Source organism: Xanthobacter aminoxidans (assembly GCF_023571765.1).
Lineage (GTDB): Bacteria > Pseudomonadota > Alphaproteobacteria > Rhizobiales > Xanthobacteraceae > Xanthobacter > Xanthobacter aminoxidans.
This window is the reverse complement of sequence record NZ_JAMJXC010000003.1, coordinates 141,524-157,843: the sequence shown is the minus strand read 5'-3', so window position 1 is coordinate 157,843 and position 16,320 is coordinate 141,524. Positions and strand designations below refer to the sequence as shown.

The 16,320-nt window shown below is 69.2% G+C and carries 15 protein-coding genes and 2 tRNA genes; 5 read left to right on the top strand and 12 right to left on the bottom strand.

Features of this window, described 5'->3' with window-relative positions; all coding sequences use genetic code 11:
- Positions 1–15 precede the first annotated feature (15 nt).
- Positions 16–2,028, top strand: a complete 2,013-nt coding sequence (locus EJ105_RS06185) for a hypothetical protein (protein ID WP_250165647.1) — start codon at positions 16–18, stop codon at positions 2,026–2,028.
- A gap of 66 nt (positions 2,029–2,094) precedes the next feature.
- Here EJ105_RS06185 and EJ105_RS06180 read toward each other — a convergent pair whose 3' ends face one another.
- Positions 2,095–2,361, bottom strand: a complete 267-nt coding sequence (locus tag EJ105_RS06180) for a hypothetical protein (protein WP_250165646.1) — start codon at positions 2,359–2,361, stop codon at positions 2,095–2,097.
- A gap of 247 nt (positions 2,362–2,608) precedes the next feature.
- Between EJ105_RS06180 and EJ105_RS06175 the strand changes: the two genes are divergently transcribed.
- Both EJ105_RS06175 and EJ105_RS06170 read left to right on the top strand, forming a co-directional pair.
- Complete coding sequence (locus tag EJ105_RS06175) at positions 2,609–3,160, top strand: sigma-70 family RNA polymerase sigma factor (protein ID WP_024278687.1); 552 nt, start codon at positions 2,609–2,611, stop codon at positions 3,158–3,160.
- Positions 3,157–3,795 (top strand): NrsF family protein, encoded by a 639-nt coding sequence (locus tag EJ105_RS06170; protein ID WP_250165645.1) that lies wholly within the window; start codon positions 3,157–3,159, stop codon positions 3,793–3,795. The genes EJ105_RS06175 and EJ105_RS06170 overlap by 4 nt, the downstream gene beginning before the upstream one ends.
- A gap of 59 nt (positions 3,796–3,854) precedes the next feature.
- On the opposite strand, the gene EJ105_RS06165 is transcribed toward EJ105_RS06170, so the two are convergent.
- Together EJ105_RS06165 and EJ105_RS06160 are read right to left on the bottom strand one after the other, a co-directional pair.
- Positions 3,855–4,841, bottom strand: coding sequence for an alpha/beta fold hydrolase (locus tag EJ105_RS06165; RefSeq protein WP_250165644.1), 987 nt, complete (start codon positions 4,839–4,841; stop codon positions 3,855–3,857).
- Between the two features lie 118 nt (positions 4,842–4,959).
- Positions 4,960–5,862, bottom strand: coding sequence for an alpha/beta fold hydrolase (locus tag EJ105_RS06160; protein WP_250165643.1), 903 nt, complete (start codon positions 5,860–5,862; stop codon positions 4,960–4,962).
- Positions 5,863–6,055: 193 nt separating this feature from the next.
- Between EJ105_RS06160 and EJ105_RS06155 the strand changes: the two genes are divergently transcribed.
- Positions 6,056–6,631 carry a CGNR zinc finger domain-containing protein gene (locus tag EJ105_RS06155; protein ID WP_250165642.1) on the top strand — a complete coding sequence of 192 codons (576 nt, stop codon included), beginning with the start codon at positions 6,056–6,058 and terminating at the stop codon, positions 6,629–6,631.
- Between the two features lie 7 nt (positions 6,632–6,638).
- On the opposite strand, the gene EJ105_RS06150 is transcribed toward EJ105_RS06155, so the two are convergent.
- The 7 genes from EJ105_RS06150 to EJ105_RS06120 all read right to left on the bottom strand — a co-directional run bounded on the left by EJ105_RS06150 (position 6,639) and on the right by EJ105_RS06120 (position 11,438).
- Positions 6,639–8,525: a putative bifunctional diguanylate cyclase/phosphodiesterase gene (locus EJ105_RS06150; RefSeq protein WP_250165641.1), complete on the bottom strand. Its 1,887-nt coding sequence runs from the start codon at positions 8,523–8,525 to the stop codon at positions 6,639–6,641.
- A 215-nt stretch (positions 8,526–8,740) separates the two neighbouring features.
- Positions 8,741–8,817, bottom strand: a tRNA-Met gene (locus EJ105_RS06145).
- Between the two features lie 193 nt (positions 8,818–9,010).
- Positions 9,011–9,358, bottom strand: coding sequence for an AzlD domain-containing protein (locus EJ105_RS06140; RefSeq protein ID WP_250165640.1), 348 nt, complete (start codon positions 9,356–9,358; stop codon positions 9,011–9,013).
- Positions 9,355–10,092, bottom strand: a complete 738-nt coding sequence (locus EJ105_RS06135) for an AzlC family ABC transporter permease (protein ID WP_250165639.1) — start codon at positions 10,090–10,092, stop codon at positions 9,355–9,357. The genes EJ105_RS06140 and EJ105_RS06135 overlap by 4 nt, the downstream gene beginning before the upstream one ends.
- Before the next feature lie 158 nt (positions 10,093–10,250).
- Positions 10,251–10,335 (bottom strand) — tRNA-Leu (locus EJ105_RS06130).
- Positions 10,336–10,479: 144 nt separating this feature from the next.
- Complete coding sequence (locus EJ105_RS06125) at positions 10,480–10,905, bottom strand: DoxX family protein (RefSeq protein WP_029558848.1); 426 nt, start codon at positions 10,903–10,905, stop codon at positions 10,480–10,482.
- A 134-nt stretch (positions 10,906–11,039) separates the two neighbouring features.
- Positions 11,040–11,438, bottom strand: coding sequence for a HesB/IscA family protein (locus EJ105_RS06120; protein WP_250165638.1), 399 nt, complete (start codon positions 11,436–11,438; stop codon positions 11,040–11,042).
- A 280-nt stretch (positions 11,439–11,718) separates the two neighbouring features.
- Between EJ105_RS06120 and EJ105_RS06115 the strand changes: the two genes are divergently transcribed.
- Positions 11,719–15,501 (top strand): bifunctional diguanylate cyclase/phosphodiesterase, encoded by a 3,783-nt coding sequence (locus EJ105_RS06115; RefSeq protein ID WP_250165637.1) that lies wholly within the window; start codon positions 11,719–11,721, stop codon positions 15,499–15,501.
- A 15-nt stretch (positions 15,502–15,516) separates the two neighbouring features.
- On the opposite strand, the gene EJ105_RS06110 is transcribed toward EJ105_RS06115, so the two are convergent.
- Positions 15,517–15,786: a DUF1467 family protein gene (locus EJ105_RS06110; RefSeq protein WP_250165636.1), complete on the bottom strand. Its 270-nt coding sequence runs from the start codon at positions 15,784–15,786 to the stop codon at positions 15,517–15,519.
- A 50-nt stretch (positions 15,787–15,836) separates the two neighbouring features.
- Complete coding sequence (mce, locus tag EJ105_RS06105) at positions 15,837–16,241, bottom strand: methylmalonyl-CoA epimerase (RefSeq protein WP_250165635.1); 405 nt, start codon at positions 16,239–16,241, stop codon at positions 15,837–15,839.
- Between the last annotated feature and the right edge of the window lie 79 nt (positions 16,242–16,320).

Here is a 16,320-nt window from a genome sequence, read left to right as displayed (position 1 = left end):
CGGCGCCGCCCGCTGATGGTGTCCCTCCCGAGCCTTCTCCTGTGCCTTCCGCTGGCGCTCGTCCTGTGGGGAATACCCGGCTGGTTTCTGGCGCGCGGACTGGGGCAAGGCCGGACGGCGGCGCTGGCGTTGGCGCCTGCGCTCGGATGGGCCACGCAGACGCCGGCGGCTCTCGCCGTGGCCCATCTGTTCGGCCTCTCGCCGGTCGTCATCATCGGATCGGCGGCGCTGGTAAGCCTGTGCGCGCTCGCCCTTCCGCGCGCGCCGGCCGGTGGTCGCTTTCCGCTCCTCGCGCTCGTGGTCGCCGGGCTTCTAGCGCTGGTGCCGATGCTGGGCGTGCTGCCGAAGATGATGCCGGATGGCGCCATCGCGCTCGCCTCCCCCATCTACGACCACGCCAAGATCATCCTCATCGACGAGATCGCGCAGAACGGCACCATTCCGCCCGCCAATCCCGTGTTCGGGGCGGGCGGCGCGGCGGGGACGGTGGCCTATTATTATCTTTGGCACTTCGGCGCGGCGGAACTCGCCCTCCTCTCCGGCGCGCACGGCTGGGCGGCGGATGCGGCCGCCACCTGGTTCACCGGCTTCGCGGCGCTCGCGCTCGTCGCGGGGCTCGCCTTCCGCCTGCGCCCCGGTTCATCTGCCCCACTCCTCGCGCTCCTCGCCGCATCGGCGGGCTCGCTGCGGCCGGTATTGGCGGCGCTCTTCGGCGGGGCGCGGGTGGATCTTGCGCTCGAACCCGCGTCGGGTCTCGCTGGCCTCCTCTACCAGACGAGCTGGAGCCCGCATCATGTCGCGTCCGCCACGGCCTGCGTGATCGCGGTGCTGCTGATGGCGCGGTTGCGCGCGGGGTCCGGTGGCGGGCAAGGGGCGGTGCTCGCGGGGCTGATCGGGCTCTCCGCAGCAGCGGCCTTTGGCAGCTCCCTGTGGGTGGGCGGCATCACCTTCGCGCTGGCTGGAACGGCGGCGGCGCTGGTTGTGGTCTTCTCCGGGCCCACAAAGGGCCGCCTGCGCTTCCTCGCGGCGCTGGCCGGCGCGGCGCTGGTGGCGCTGGCGCTCGTCGCGCCACTGCTGATGGCGCAAATCCATGCGGCGGCAACGCGGGGCGGTGGAACTCCCCTCCAGCTCACGCCGCTGCCCGTGTTGGGGCCGGGATGGCCGGATGCGGCACGCGCGGTGCTCGATCCGCTCGCCTACTGGCTGGTGCTGCTGCCGGTGGAATTTCCGGGCATCCTCTTCGCTGGCGTCGCGGGGCTTGCGTTGGTGTTCGCCGGGCGCATGGGCGGTCGGTCGGCCCGGCAGATCGCGCGCCCGCTGGCGGCGCTGGCCGTCGTGGCGCTGGCGGTGAGCGCCACCCTGCAAAGCACGGCGGGGGAGAACAACGATCTGGGCTGGCGCGCGGTGCTGCCCGCCGTTCTGGTGCTGGCAGCCTTCGCGGGCACGGCGCTGTCGATGGCGCTGTTCTGGGCCATGCAGACACGGCGCGCTCGGGAGGGCCGCGCCCTTCTCGCCGCGGGCCTCGCTCTTGTCGCCCTCGGACTGCCGGACACAATCGCCCTCGCCCACCGCAACATCACGGGCGAACCGAGCGCGGACGGCCCCGTCTTCGCCGATGATCCGGCGCTGTGGCGAGCAGTGCGGCGGGCGGTCGGGCCGGAGGTGCGGATCGCCAGCAATCCGGCGCGGCTGGAGAAGCTGACGCCTTGGCCCATCAACCTGTCATGGGCGCTCCTTTCGCGCCGCCGCTCCTGCTTCGGCGGGCAGGAGATGGCGCTCGCCTTCGCGCCCCTCTCCGCATCCAAGCGTGTGGACGCGGCAATGCTCTTCGACCGGGTTTTTGCCGGCACCGGAACGGCGGAGGACGTGGCGACCCTGCGCTGGACCTTCGGCTGCGGCGCCATCGTCGTCACCGCGCAGGATGGCGCCTGGAGTCCCGATCCCTTTGCGTCCAGCGCACTCTATCGGCTGGCAGAGGAAGAGGACGGGCGGTGGCGGATCTATGTGGCGAGCACGGTCGCCCGCTGATCCCTCTGAAACGCGAAAAGCCGGCCGCGATGGAGAACCACCGCGGCCGGCTTTTGTGAGGCCCGATCAGCTGTTGCCGAGGCCGCGATCACCGAGCTTGAACAGCGCGCGGTCGGCATCGGAGAGGGTGTGCTCGGGCTGCGCCCCGGCAAAGCCGTGGTGCACCCCGGTATCCGCACCATAACCGAGCGGCGCGGGATCGGTGTGGGTGATGCCGGCGGCGACGCGCACGCTCTCGCGGTTCACGGCGGTCTCGGTCTCGTCCGCGAAGGCGGCAGTGCCGAGGGCCAGAGCAGAGGCGAGGACGGCGAGGGAGAGGATCGACTTACGCATGTATTTTCTCCAGTATCGAAGCGTTGATGCTGGATATTCCGCAAGTCGAACCTCTCAGGTTACAATCAGTTCGAAAGACCTGTTCAACAGATTTTGAGATCACGATAATCCTCCGCGCAACGCTGCCGAAACACTGTCAGGACCAAGGTCTCCGCGGCACGTCCCGGCACCCTCGCATCCTCGTGATCGCGCCGCGTGTAACCTTTCAGCACCGCCCCGCGAATTCGTGCTCATGAGGGGGAATTTCATGAGCCGAGAACCCGATCTGGAAGCGCTGATGCGCGCGAGCCAGTCCGGCGATGCCGAGGCGCACCGGGCGCTTCTGCAGCATGTGTCCGTGCGACTGCGCAGCTATTTCCGCAACCGCCTGCGCCGCAGCGGTGCCGGGACGGACGATGCGGAGGATCTGGTGCAGGACACCCTTCTGGTGCTGCACACCAAGCGCCACACCTATGATGGCTCCTCGCCCGTCCTCGCCTGGACCTACGGCATCGCCCGCTACAAGCTCATCGACCACCTGCGCCTCAACGCGCGGGCGCTGCGCAACGTGCAGATCGACGAGATGGACGATCTCGCCGACGTGGACAGATATGAAGCGGTGGATACATCGCGGGAACTGCACCGGGCACTGGATACGCTGCCCCGGCATTTCCGGCTGCCCATCGAATACGTGAAAATCGAAGGCCTCAGCATCGCCGAGGCCGCAGCCCGCATCGGCATGACCGATGCCGCGGTGAAAATCGGAATCCATCGCGGCATGAAGAAGCTTGCTGCCCTTTTGTCGGAGGCACGCCCATGAACACCGACGACCTCATCGATTTCCTCGCCACCCGCGTCGAGGCGGTGGACCCGGGCCGGCAGGATCGCCTGCTGACGCTCGCCATGGCCGGCTCCCTCTGCCTTGCGGCTCTCGCCTGCATCTTCGCGCTCGGGGTGCGGCCGGACCTGTTGCGGGCGATGGGCACGTTCGATTTCGTGCTGAAGGTCGGCTTCCTCGCCGCGATGGTCGCCATCGCCGCGCACGGCCTGCGCCGGGCGGCGCGGGCCGGACGGGCGAGCGGCAAGCTGCTCCGCCTAGCCCTCCTTCCGCTGGCGCTGGTGTGGTTCGCCGCGGTGATGCAGATCGTCGCCACGCCCGCGACCAGCGGCATGGCGACCATGTTCAACGACTGGTTCGTCTGCGTGCTCGCCATCCCGCTCCTGTCGGTCATTCCGCTCGTGGTGCTCACGCTGGTGCTGCGCGAGACGGCGCCGACGGACCTGCACTATTGCGGGGCGCTGCTCGGCCTCGTGGCCGGCGGCATCGGCGCCCTCGCCTATGCGTCCTTCTGCGTGAATGATGCGCCGGTCTATGTGGGCATCTGGTACGCGGCGGGCCTCGCCATCGTCACCGGCTTCGGCTGGCTGACGGGACCGCGTTTCCTCAAGTGGTGAGCCCGGCCCCGGCCGCTGCCCGCGCGGAAAAGGCGGACAGCGGCTGGGTCATACCAAACTCAACGCGCGGCAGGCTTGCCGGGCGCGGTGGCGGGGAGCGAGCGGGCGAGGAAGTCGCGCATCAGGACGGCGATTTCGGCGCCCTTGTCTTCCAGGGCGAAGTGGCCGCTGTTCAGCAGGTGAAGCTCCGCCTTCGGCAGATCCCTGAGATAGGCCCGCGCCCCGGCGGCCGGGAAGATCTCGTCATTGGCGCCCCAGACGATGAGCGTCGGCGGCTTTTTCTCCCAGAAGAAGGCGTGGAACTGCGGGTAGAGGGCGATGTTGCTCGCATAATCCTTGAACAGATCGAGCATGATCTCATCCACGCCGGGCCGGTCGAGCAGTGCCTGATCCACCAGCCAGGTGTCGGGATCGATGCGCGAGACATCGGCAACCCCGTTCACATATTGCGAGCGGGTCGCCTCAGGCGTGAGGCCCGCGCGCAGCGCCTCCCGGTTGGCCTGTGATCCGTCCGCCCAATAGGCCTTGAGCGGCGACCAGAAGGAGCTCAGGCCGTCCTCATAGGCATTGCCGTTCTGCACCACCAGGGCCGTCACCCGCTCGGGATGCTTGAGGGCCAGCCGGTAGCCCACCGGCGCGCCGTAATCCATCACGTAGAGCGCGTAATGCTCGGCCCCGAGGGTGCCCATGAGGCTGTCCACGAGATCGGCGAAGGCGGCGAACCCGTAGGTGAACTGCGCGCGCTCCGGCACGCCGCTGTGGCCGAAGCCGGGATAGTCCGGCGCGATCACGTGGTAGCGGTCGGCGAGCAGCGGGATGAGGTTTCGGAACATGTGCGAGGACGAGGGAAAGCCGTGCAGCAGCAGGAGCACCGGCGCGTCCACCGGCCCCGCCTCGCGATAGAAGATCTCGACGCCGGCGATGCTCTTCGAGCGGTAATGCACCGTGGGCGAGAGAGCGACCGGCACCGTCGCCGTGGCAGCGGGCGCGGGCGGCGAAGCGGCAGAGGTGGGGGTCGGCAGCGACAGGGCGACAAGGACGGCCATCGCGGCGAGCGAAATCCGTCCCGAGACCGAAGTTGGGGAAAGCGTCAGGGGCACGAGGCTGGCTCCATTGGAGGGCGGCCGCGCCGGATGGTCCGGCGCGGCGCTGTCGGGAACGATGTCAGGCGACGCGGGCGAGGAAGCCGCGGATGGCGCCGGCAATCTCCGGCAGGTGGGTTTCCAGCGCAAAATGGCCGGCGTCGTAGGTGTGCACCTCGGTCGCGGGCACCAGCGCCTTGAACAGGTCGCGGCCCTCGGCGGTGAAGAAGGGATCGTTGTCGCCCCACACCACCAGAATGTTGGGCTGGCGGTCTTTCAGATAGGCCTGGAAGGCGGGATAGGCGCCCACGTTGTCTTGGTAGCGATAAAGCAGTTCCAGCTGGATGCGGTCGTTGCCGGGGCGGTCGAGCAGCGCCTGGTCGTGGGTCCACGTATCGGGCGAGAGGCGGTCGGCGCGGGTGGACGAGCCATGCTCGTACTGGAAGCGCGTGGTCTCGGCGGCCAGGAAGCTGCGGACCGGCTTTTCCGTCTCCGCGTTGCGGTCGGTCCAGTAGGGGCCGAAGGCGGCGGCGGCATTGGCGTGGAAGCCTTCGAGGTTCGCCACCGCATTCTGCACGATGAGCCCCGTCACCCGCTCGGGATGCCGGGCCGCGAGCCGGAAGCCCACCGGACCGCCGTAATCCTGCATGTAGAGCGCATAGCGGCGGATGCCGAGCCCTTCGAGCAGCGCCTCAACCACGTCGGCGAGCGTGTCGAAGCTGTAGGCGAACGCCTCGGGCGCCGGCGCGCTGGACTGGCCGAAGCCGGGATAGTCGGGGGCGATCACCCGGTAGCGGTCGGCGAGCGCGGGAATGAGGTTGCGGAACATGTGCGAGGAGGAGGGAAAGCCGTGCAGCAGCACGACCACCGGCGCGTCGGCCGGGCCGGCCTCCCGGTAGAAGATGTCGAGCCCCCGGATGGCGGCACGGTGATAGGCGACCTCGGTCCCGGCGCCGGAGCGCGCGGCGGTGTTGACGGCATGCATGGGATGTCTCCACGTAACTGGCTTAATGCCGCTTATGGGGTTACATACCGCAAATAACCTGTCAATATCATTTTAAGTGGTTACGTTGGCGGTGCGCGCTTGTGCCCTCCCGGTAATCGCCTATCTTTCCGGTTACAGCCGACGCTGCGCCGGCAGCGGGCAGGATCAGGCGGCAGACAGAGAAGAGGTTCGTGTGAACACACCGCAGGAGAGCGACTTCCGCGACGGGATGCCCTTCCTCGGCAGTCGCCTGTGGATCGATCTCGTCAATTCCGCCCCCGCTGCGCTGGGGGATTTCCTGGCCACCGAGGATGGCTGGCAACGCTGGCTCAAGGCGGCGGGGCTTGATGCCGACGCCGCCCCCGCATTGCGGCCGCAGGCCCTCGCATTGCGTGAGGCGCTCGCCCGCCTGTTCGAATGCCTCAGGACCGGCAGCAAGCCCAAGCCGGCCGACCTTGATTTGGTCAACGCCCTGCTGGCGGCGGGCGCACCCCAGCCGCACCTTGCGTGGCGGGGCGGCGCGCTTGTGGTGGAGGAGCACCCGCCCGAAAGCGCGGGTCCCCTCCCCGCCATCGCCGCAGATTTTGCCGATTTCGCCGCCCGCCACGAGTCGGCGCGGCTCCGGCATTGCGCCAATCCCGAGTGCAGCCTCGTCTTCTACGACACCGCCCGCAACGGCACCCGTCGCTGGTGCTCCATGGCCGCCTGCGGCAATCGCAGCAAGGTGCGCAGCCACCGCTTGCGCGCTTCGGCGGTCACTGAGGGATAGGCCCCGCTCAGCAGGCCCGCGGGCCGGCGTCCCGTTCTGCCGCCCCCTGCGGCACGAAGGCTGCCGCCTGGCCAAGGCGCGCCTCGAACTCCTCCGCAGGCATCGGCCGGCCGAACAGATAGCCCTGCCCTTCCGGACAATGGCGCGCAGCGAGATAGGCACGCTCGGCTTCGGTCTCGATGCCCTCGGCGATCACATCCATGTCGAGAGCCCGGCCCATCTCCAGGATGGCGGCGATGACCGCCGCCTCGCGCGGCGCCTGCAGCATGGCCTGAACGAAGCTGCGATCGAGCTTGATGCAGCTCACCGGAAACCGGGTCAGCAGGCTGAGCGACGCATAGCCGGTGCCGAAATCGTCGAAGGCGATGTGGACACCCATCTGCCGCAGCCGCGTCAACGCGTCGATGGAGGTGGAATGGTCCGAGAGCACGATATTCTCGGTGATCTCAAGCTCCAGCGCCTCCGGCGGCAACCCGTGCCGCGCCAGCGACTCCTCCACCTCGCGGGGCAGATCGCCGGTGCGAAACTGCGAGGCGAAGAGATTGACGGCCATGCGGAAATCGGCGGCGCCCTGCCGTCGCCAGCGGGCCGCCTGGGCGCACCCCTGCTCGATGACCCAACGCCCGACCTGGGGCGCCAGCGCGCTCCCCTCCAGCGCCGGCAGAAAGGCGGCCGGAGACAACAGGCCGCGGCTGGGATGCATCCATCGGATGAGCGCTTCCGCGCCGACCAGCGCCCCGTCCGACAGGCGCACCTGCGGCTGATAGAAAAGCACGAACTCCCCGTTCGCCACTGCCCGGTGCAGATCGATGCTGGAGAGGCGACGGTCCAGCGCATCATTGCGCAGCGCCGGAGAATAGAGCGCGACGTTCGCCGTCGCCTCGGCCTTGGCGGCGTGGAGCGCGAGGTCGGCATCGCCGATCAGTTCCACCGGTTCCTGCGCGTCACGAGGGAACAGCGCGATGCCGCAGCTTGCACTGATCCGCATGTCTTCGTGCCCCATGGGGGCGAGCTCGGATATCTTGGCGAGGAGTTGGCGGGCGAAAGGCTTTGCCGCCTCGGCCGTCAGCCCGCAGACCCGCATGGCGAACTCGTCTCCGCCGATGCGCGCGACGGCGGTGCCGCTCGATGCCTCGGCGACCAGAAGCTGGCCGATCGCTCTCAACACATCGTCGCCCGCGGCAGGGCCGAGGATGTTGTTGATGTCCTTGAAGCCGTCCACGTCCACCATCAGCAGTCCGCAGGCCCGGCCGGTGAGAAGCGCCGCCTCGACCGCCCGGTAGAACTGGCGGCGATTGGGCAGACCGGTCAAGGCGTCGATCTGGGCGAGGTGCGCGAGGTGCTCCGGCCCCACCACCCGCTTGGGCACCGCCGTTCGGCCCGCCGACGCGGCCATGGCGAGGCGGCGGATCTCCAGCCGATCCATCACCATGTGGGCCAGATCGCTCAGGCGGACACGATCCTCGGCGCCGAAGCCGTCATAGGGCACCGTATCGAGGATGCAGAGCACGCCGATGGCGTGGCCGTCCGCCGAGAGCAGCGGTGCGCCGGCATAGAAGCGGATGTTGGTGGCGCCGGAAACCAGCGGATTGTCGTGGAAGCGCTCGTCGTGCGTCGCGTCCGGCACGACCATGGTGGCGCCCTGAAGGATGGTGTGGGCGCAGAAAGAGACTTCCCGGCGCTTGTCAACATCATCGCCGAACCCGGCGCTCGCCGCGAAGAACACGCTGTCGGTGCCGATCATGTTCACGGCCGCCATCGGCACGTTGAAGATGCGCAGGGCTATCTCGACCAATGGCGTGAGGTCGGCGACGGCCCCCTGGCCGGCAAGCACATAGCTATCGAGCGCCGCGAGACGATCTTTCTCGTGCGGAGGTATTGGAGGGCACTTCATCCCTTTTCCCCCTTTCGTCAGCAGCTTAGGCCAAGCGAAATCGGGCATTTATTCGCCTCAAAGTAGCACGATGCGACCTTGAACGCGAGCAAGGGGTGTCCTGAGCCGTCTCCGGATTGATGCGGAACCGTGTGCCTACCCGGCTCCCGCCCTCAGAGCCAAAACGCAAAAGGGCCGCCTTGCGGCGACCCTTTTGAGACCTTGAAACCAAGGTTTGGTTGCGGGGGCAGGATTTGAACCTGCGACCTTCAGGTTATGAGCCTGACGAGCTACCGGGCTGCTCCACCCCGCGTCAGAACCGAGAGTTTGCCGGCGAACCGGCTGTCGGCGAGGCGTATGTAGCAACCCCCGCCCCCGATGGAAAGGGCACGGGCGATAATTTGTGGTCCCGCCCCCCTGCCCTGTGGACGACGCATGCCTCGCAATACCACTCGTCCCGCGTCAAAGCCTTGCCCCGCAACGTGCAGTGCGGAGATCGCCGCGTTTCAGCCGTGGAGAAAATAAGCGCCGCCCATGAGCACGATCTCGCCCACCACCACCCCGGCGAACACCGAGCGGCGCACCACGAGGAAGCCCGCCACCCCTGCGAGCACGGCCCCGAGGCGCAGCGCCAGCGGAACCTCGGCGAGGACGCCGGCCGGCGCGAACAGGAGCCGCGCGATCACCGCAGCCAGGAGGGCGGTGGCCACCGCCCGCACCCAGTGGAAGACGGCGCTGCCCTCCTCCACGCGGCGACCGGCAATGACCGCGAGGGTACGCCACACCTCCGTCGGCAGGAAGCCGAGGAGAATCACCAGCAGCAGGGCGGTGCCCTCGCTCATCGGGGCGATCATCGGCGTCGCTCCAGCAGGCGGCCGGCGATGAAGGCGAGCGTGCCGCCGCCGATGCCGGAGATCATCAGATCGAGCCCGCCCCCAAGGTTCAGCGTCAGCGGCATCAGGATGAGGCCGGCGGCGAGCGCCAGCCAATCGGTGGCGGAGACGGCGTTGCGCACCATCAGCACGGTGAAGGACAGGGGCGTGAGCAGAAGCAGCCCGGCTGCGATCCAGCCCGGCACCTCGCCGGCCATGGTGTAGCCCGTCACCGTGCCGAGGCAGCTCACGCCGATCAGCGAGAGGCCGAGCCCGAGGGTGAAGGGCACGCGCGCCTCACCGGGCAGGTGCGGCAGCATGCGGAGCCCTTCGAGCCAGACCGTCATCGCCACGAAATGGGCGCAGACCAACTCCCAGAACAGACTGCGGCGCGGCCCGCGCATGTAGGGCGCCACCGAAACCACCATGGGCAGGAGGCGCATGGAGGAGAGCCCGACGGCGAGCGCGATGGCCGGCAGCGCCGTGCCCGCCGCAAGGCCGCCGATGAGGATCAATTGTGCCGGCAGGGCCCACACGAGCAAGGTCGAGGCGATACCGGCCCCGAGGGGAAATCCCACCCCATGCAGCACCGCGCCGAAGCCCAGATAGCTCGCGAACAGCACCAGCGCAGGCACCGACACGGCCTTGCGCATGCCCTGGAGGAAATACACCGGCGACGCATGATGCGCATGGTGAAGGGAAGGCGGGGCGTTCACGAGGGAGGATCCGGGGCGAGGGGCAGATGGGCGCACGGGTCGCCCAGAGGGCGAATGCCTCCAAATAGCAGCTTCGCCCGAAGCCGGGGAGTGATCCCGCCGCAGGGCGCTGGCGCCGGCCATGCGGGAACGGAACGTCTGGTGCGGGACTTTACGGCTGGTGCGGACGGCGGGACTCGAACCCGCACGCCTTGCGGCGCAAGATTTTAAGTCTCGTGCGTCTACCGGTTTCGCCACGTCCGCGGGACCGGGCGCGGGGCCCGGCGGACGTGTCTTAGAGCATGTTTCGCGGCGGGAGTGTACCTCCTGCCGCGCCGGCTTCCACCGCGGCTCGGCGCGTGCCGACGGGCTCGTGCCGTCAGGCGCGGGGGCGCGCTTCGCGCTGTCTCAGGCGCGGGGGCGCGCTTCGCGCTCCAGGCGCCAGCACAGGATGGCGCCAATCATCAGGCCGCCGATCAGGCTGATGTGCTCCACCACCACGTGGAACTCGAACAGGCGCTGCTCGCCCTGCATGGTCCAGAAGGGGTGGGCGATGGGAATGGTCAGCGCGGTGAACACCGCCAGCATCCCGAAGCCGAGCCAGGCCATGCGGTTGGCGATGACCATGGCCGAGCCGCCGAGCAGCACGACGATGGCGAGCGGCACGAAGAACAGGGCCGGTTTCACGCCGAAGAAGTCGAACAGCGCCAGCGCCTCGCCGAAGTTGAACAGCTTGTCCAGGCCCGCGCCCCAGAAGATGAAGGTGAGCAAGGCACGGGCGACGATGCCGAATGCGGGGCTCGACAGGAGGGCGGCGATGGGACGAGGGGTCAAGATGGCACCTGTGGGCAGTTATGGCGGCGCGCGACCGCCGGCCCGAGCCGGCATACGCGCGATGTGCCACTCTTGCCGCGGCCAAACTGAACGGCGGCTGAACCGCCCTGCCCCGTTCGGCGCCGAAGCGCCCCTCAGGACGCGTCGGCAGCCGCCGGCGTGATGGCGACGGATTCGCCGCAGCCGCAGGAGGATGTCTGATTGGGATTGTTGAAGACGAACTGGGACGAGACCTTGTCCGTCTTGAAATCCATCTCGGTGCCGATGAGGAAGAGCACCGCCTTGGAATCCACCACGACCTTCACGCCCTTGTCCTCGACGACGGAGTCGAGCGGGGCCACATCGGTGGTGAAATCGAGCTTGTAGGACATGCCGGCGCAACCGCCGTTCTCGATGCCCACCCGAACCGCAGTGCCCGGCTCGGCCTCGGCGAGAATCTCGCGCAGGCGCTCGGCGGCGATGTCGGTGATGCGGATGACCGGCGGCGGGCTGCGCCGGGCGGGGCGCACGGGGGGTGTTTCAGCGACACTCATGGCAGACCTCCAGACCCGGCCGATTCAAGGTCGGCGGGCCAGCTCCCTACAAATGGTGGATGATCGCGGCAGGAGCAAGTCTCAGGATCGAGTCTCGCGATAAGGTATCGGCGGAAGGCCCTGGCCGCCGGGCAGTGGCTTTGCAGGCATTTGGCAGGTATTTTAAAACCTTATCGAAGGGAAATTCCGCGATTTCGCTTTTTCCCACCAACGGCGAAGATATAGGTCTCGAAGCGGCGGCGGCTTGACTGCCGGATCGAGGGCAGCAGGACGAGGCATCATGAGGGCGCAACCGGCCAAAGGGCGGTTCCGCGCGGCGACCGTGTTCACGGCGGTGGCGGCGCTGTGGAGCCGTGCGGCCGAAGCGCAGCCCTCCCTCGCTACCGGCGGCTTCGGTGGTGCGCCGACGCTCAAGACCACCCTCATCGCCCTCGTCGCCGCAGCCGTGATCGGCACCGCTGCGTTCATGGCGACGCTCTTCGTCGCCCGGCGCCGTGCGGCGGCCGCAACGATGGCTCGGACCACCACCGACGTGGCTCCCGCCCCGCGCAGGACCGGCACGGTCGGTGTGGCCTCCACTGTGCCGAACTCCATCGGCGCCATGCGCGCCGTGCTCCTGCTGCTGGGCCTCGGCGCCATCCTTCTCGTGGTGACGGTGCTCGTCTATCAGGCGAGCGTGCAGTCGGCGATCTCCGACACGCGAAGGCTCCTCGGCACCCTTGCGGAAGTGCAGGTGCGCAACCTCGCCCAGGAGCGCCAGCGGCTGGAGACGGGCGCGCTGGCGCTGGGATCGAGCCGCTTCCTGGCCGACGACGTGGCCGGCTGGCACGCCGAGCCTTCCTCCGAGCGCCGCGAGCGCCTGCGCCTTTTGCTGGGCGAGAGCGCGCGCGCCTTCGGCTTCACCGGCGCCGAGCTGTGGGCCAACAACGGCGCTTTCATCTTGTCCTCCGGACCGGAGCCGGGCCGGCCCGACATGGCGGAGATGGTGCGGGAGGTCGCGGCCACTGGCCAGATGGCGGAAGCCCCGCCGCCGCGCGACACCACGCGCACAGGGGGCTTCGCCTTCCTCGTCAACGTGCCGGTACGCGGGGCCGAGCATGATCCCTGCTGCGTCCTGTTCCTGCAGTCGGCGGTGCGGCCGGAAGCCCATCCCATGCTCTCGGCCGTGTTCCGCACCGCCCGCAGCGCCGAGGCGCTGCTGGTGGCGCCGGACCCGCGCGGCGGCGTGCGCGTCGCCTCGGCGGTCTCGCGCGATCAGGCCGCCCCGCTGCCACGGACCTTCGTGGCCGACCCCTATCCCTTCGCCGCCGGCACCGACAGCCCCGGCGCGACCGGCGCCGGCGCCGATCCCTCCGGCCGCGCCGTTCTGGCGGTGCGCGCGCCCATCCCCGGCGACCAATCCTCCCTCGTGCTGAAGGTGGACCGCGACGAGGTTCTGGGCGGCGCCCGCACCTCCGCCTTCTTCTCGGCGGCGCTCGCCTGCGTGCTGCTGCTGCTCGCGGTGGCGGTGGGGCGTGGCCTGCTGCAGAAATCGCGGATGCGCGAGGCGGCGCGCGAGCTTTCGGCCGCCCGCGCGGTGGGCGAGGCCGAAGCGCGCTTCCGCGCCGCCTTCGACCAGGCCGCGACCGGCATCCTCCACCTCGACCTCGACGGCACCATCCTGCGGGCCAACGGCAAGGCCTGCCGCATGCTCGGCCGGCCGGCGAGCGCGCTGATCGGCGAACGCATGTGGCACTTGCGGGAGCCGGACCCCGCCTCCGGCGGCGCCGATGTGATCGGCCCGCTCCTCGACGGCCGGTCGGCCGAGATCGAGACGGAGGAAAGCCTCGTGCGCCCGGACGGCTCGGCCGTCTGGCTGGCCTTCACCTTCTCTCTGGTGCGCAACGCGGATGGCGCGGCAGACCACCTCCTGCTGGTGGCGCAGGACATCTCCGCCCGTCGCGCCGCCGAGGCCGCCCTGCGCGAGAGCGAGGAGCGCTTCGGCCTCGCGGTGAAGGGCTCGGACCAGGGCGTGTGGGATCTCAACATCCGCACCGGCAGCCTCTATCTCTCGCAGCGGGCGCGGGAGATGCTCGGCGTGGGCGCCGACGAGGCCGTGGACATCAGGCGGCCGTGGCACGAATTGCTCCACCCGGACGACCGCCGCAAGGTCGCGGCTGCGTGGAAGGCCTTCCTGCGCGGCGGGGCGCCCACGCTGGAGCTGGACATCCGCCTGCGCCGGCCGGACGGCAGCTATCACGACTTCCGCTGGCACGGCCTCGCCGCCCGCGACGCCGCCGGCGCCCTCAGCCGCGCCGTCGGCCTCCTCGCCGACATCACCAGATCGAAGCACACCGAGCGCCACCTGCGGCTCGCCGCGGCCGTGTTCGCCAATTCCTATGACGGGCTGGTGGTGACGAATCTCAAGTCCGAGGTGTCCGCCGTCAATCCGGCCTTCTCGCGCATCACCGGCTACAGCGAGGAGGAAATCCTCGGCCAGAACATGCGCCTCCTTCATTCCGGCCGGCACGACCGCGACTTCTACCGCAGCCTGTGGAGCGAGCTGACCACCGCCGGCTCCTGGCAGGGCGAGATCTGGAACCGCCGCAAGAACGGCGAGATCTTCCTCCAGCAGCTCAACATCACCACGGTGTATGACGACAGCGGCGCGGCCCAGAATTTCGTCGGCGCCTTCCAGGACATCACCCAGGCCAAGCATTCCGAGTTCGAGCTGGACCGTATCGCCCACTACGACCCGCTCACCGATCTGCCGAACCGCACCCTCCTCGCCTCGCTGCTCGACCTCGCGCTGAGCCGGCCCGGATCGCGCTGCGCGGTGCTGTTCGTGGACCTCGACCGCTTCAAGACCGTCAATGACAGCCTCGGCCACATGGCCGGCGACGCCGTGCTGCAGATGGCCGCCCGGCGCATTCAGGATGAGCTGGAGGCCGGCGCCACGCTCGGGCGCCATGGCGGCGACGAGTTCGTCATCATCCTCGAAGGCATCTCCGGGCCGGAGGATGCCGCCACCCTCGCCAACCACGTCATCCAGGAGATGGGGCGCCCCTTCTCCATGCCCGAAGGCGGGGAAATCTATCTTGGCGCCAGCGTCGGCATCAGCCTGTTCCCGGAGGATGCCGAGACGCCGGCGAGCCTGCTCCAGCACGCGGATTCAGCGCTGGCGGAGGCGAAGTCCCACGGCCGTGGCGGCTACGCCTTCTATACCCAGGCGCTCACCCGCGGCGCCCGCGTGCGGATGGAGATGGAAGCGGACCTGCGGCGCGCCCTCGCCCGCGACGAGTTCATCCTGAACTTCCAGCCGGTGGTGAACCTCGCCACCGGCCGCATCACCGGCACCGAGGCGCTGGTGCGCTGGCAGAGCCCGACCCACGGCCTCGTGACCCCCAACCGCTTCATCCCGCTCGCCGAGGAAACCGGCCTCATCGAGCCGCTCGGCAATTGGGTGATGGAGGCCGCCTGCCGGCAGATGGCCGAATGGCTCGACAAGGGCGCCGACCTCGACTTCATCGCGGTGAACCTGTCCCCGCGCCAGTTCCAGCGCGGCGCCCTGTGCGAGTTCGTGGACGACGTTCTGCGCCGCACCGGCCTGCCGGCGCACAAGCTGGAGGTGGAGATCACCGAGAGCCTGCTGTTCGACGCCCGCGCGGCAGCCGAGCGCAAGCTGCGCCAGCTGAAGGACACCGGCGTGCGCATCGCCCTGGACGATTTCGGCACCGGCTATTCCTCGCTCGCCTATCTCAAGCGCTTCCCCATCTCCAAGCTGAAGATCGACCGCAGCTTCGTACGCGACCTGCCGCGCGCCGCCGACGCGGAGATCGCCACGGCGATCATCTCCATCGCCCGCGCGCTGGGCTTCTCGGTGGTGGCGGAGGGGATCGAGGACCCGCGGCAGCACGACTTCCTGAAGGCGCGGGGCTGCGACTTCGGCCAGGGCCACCTGTTCAGCCGCGCGGTCACGGGCGACCGCCTGCTGCGCCTTGCGCTGAGCGGCCCTCTGGCGCCGGGGCCTGCCCCGGGCGCACCGCGCGGCGCGGGCCCGATCAGCAGCACCTCCCTGCACTGATGCCGGTAGGTGGGCTTATTCCGCGGTCTTGAAGGGCAGCGGAATGTCTTCCAGCGCGATGATGCCGCTGGTCATGATGTAGACGATGCCGGCGGTGACCACGAGCGCGATGAGGCTGGTGGCGATCACCTTGTAGAGCATGAGCGGCCGCACCGGCGCGCCGGGATCGGTGCCCGGCGTGACGTCCGCGCTCTCGGCCTGGGAGCGCACGCCCCACGGCAGCACGGCGAAGAGGCTGGTCCACCACACGATGAAATAGATGGCGACGACGGCACCGATCGACACGGCGTCTTCCTTGACTGGCGGCGCCGGGGTCCCGGCGCCGCGAGGGGGGATCAGGCCTGCTCCAGCTCGACAAGCGTGCCGTTGAAGTCCTTCGGATGAAGGAACAGCACCGGCTTGCCGTGGGCGCCGATCTTCGGCTCGCCGGAGCCGAGCACGCGCGCGCCCCTGGCCTTGAGCTGGTCGCGGGCGACGATGATGTCGTCCACCTCGTAGCACAGATGGTGGATGCCGCCGTCCGGATTGCGCTCCAGGAATTTGGCGATGGGCGAATCCGCGCCGAGCGGCTCCAGGAACTCGATCTTGGTGTTGGGCAGGGTCACGAACACCGTGGTCACGCCGTGCTCCACCTGGGGCACGGCGGCGGAGACCTCCGCGCCGAGCGTGTCGCGATAGAGCGCCGAGGCGGCCGCGATGTCGCGCACCGCGATGGCCACGTGGTTGAGCCGTCCGATCATGTTTCCCTCCGGTTCGTCACCGATCCATAGCGCAACGGGGCGGGCCGAGAAACACGACCTCCGCAGGAGAGAAGGTGGA

Excerpts from the sequence above, each read along its gene's own strand:
- EJ105_RS06185 (WP_250165647.1), top strand. The coding sequence starts at position 16 with ATGGTGTCCCTCCCGAGCCTTCTCCTGTGCCTTCCGCTGGCGCTCGTC.
- EJ105_RS06180 (WP_250165646.1), bottom strand. The coding sequence starts at position 2,361 with ATGCGTAAGTCGATCCTCTCCCTCGCCGTCCTCGCCTCTGCTCTGGCC.
- EJ105_RS06175 (WP_024278687.1), top strand. The coding sequence starts at position 2,609 with ATGAGCCGAGAACCCGATCTGGAAGCGCTGATGCGCGCGAGCCAGTCC.
- EJ105_RS06170 (WP_250165645.1), top strand. The coding sequence starts at position 3,157 with ATGAACACCGACGACCTCATCGATTTCCTCGCCACCCGCGTCGAGGCG.
- EJ105_RS06165 (WP_250165644.1), bottom strand. The coding sequence starts at position 4,841 with ATGGCCGTCCTTGTCGCCCTGTCGCTGCCGACCCCCACCTCTGCCGCT.
- EJ105_RS06160 (WP_250165643.1), bottom strand. The coding sequence starts at position 5,862 with ATGCATGCCGTCAACACCGCCGCGCGCTCCGGCGCCGGGACCGAGGTC.
- EJ105_RS06150 (WP_250165641.1), bottom strand. The coding sequence starts at position 8,525 with ATGAAGTGCCCTCCAATACCTCCGCACGAGAAAGATCGTCTCGCGGCG.
- EJ105_RS06140 (WP_250165640.1), bottom strand. The coding sequence starts at position 9,358 with ATGATCGCCCCGATGAGCGAGGGCACCGCCCTGCTGCTGGTGATTCTC.
- EJ105_RS06120 (WP_250165638.1), bottom strand. The coding sequence starts at position 11,438 with ATGAGTGTCGCTGAAACACCCCCCGTGCGCCCCGCCCGGCGCAGCCCG.
- EJ105_RS06115 (WP_250165637.1), top strand. The coding sequence starts at position 11,719 with ATGAGGGCGCAACCGGCCAAAGGGCGGTTCCGCGCGGCGACCGTGTTC.
- mce (WP_250165635.1), bottom strand. The coding sequence starts at position 16,241 with ATGATCGGACGGCTCAACCACGTGGCCATCGCGGTGCGCGACATCGCG.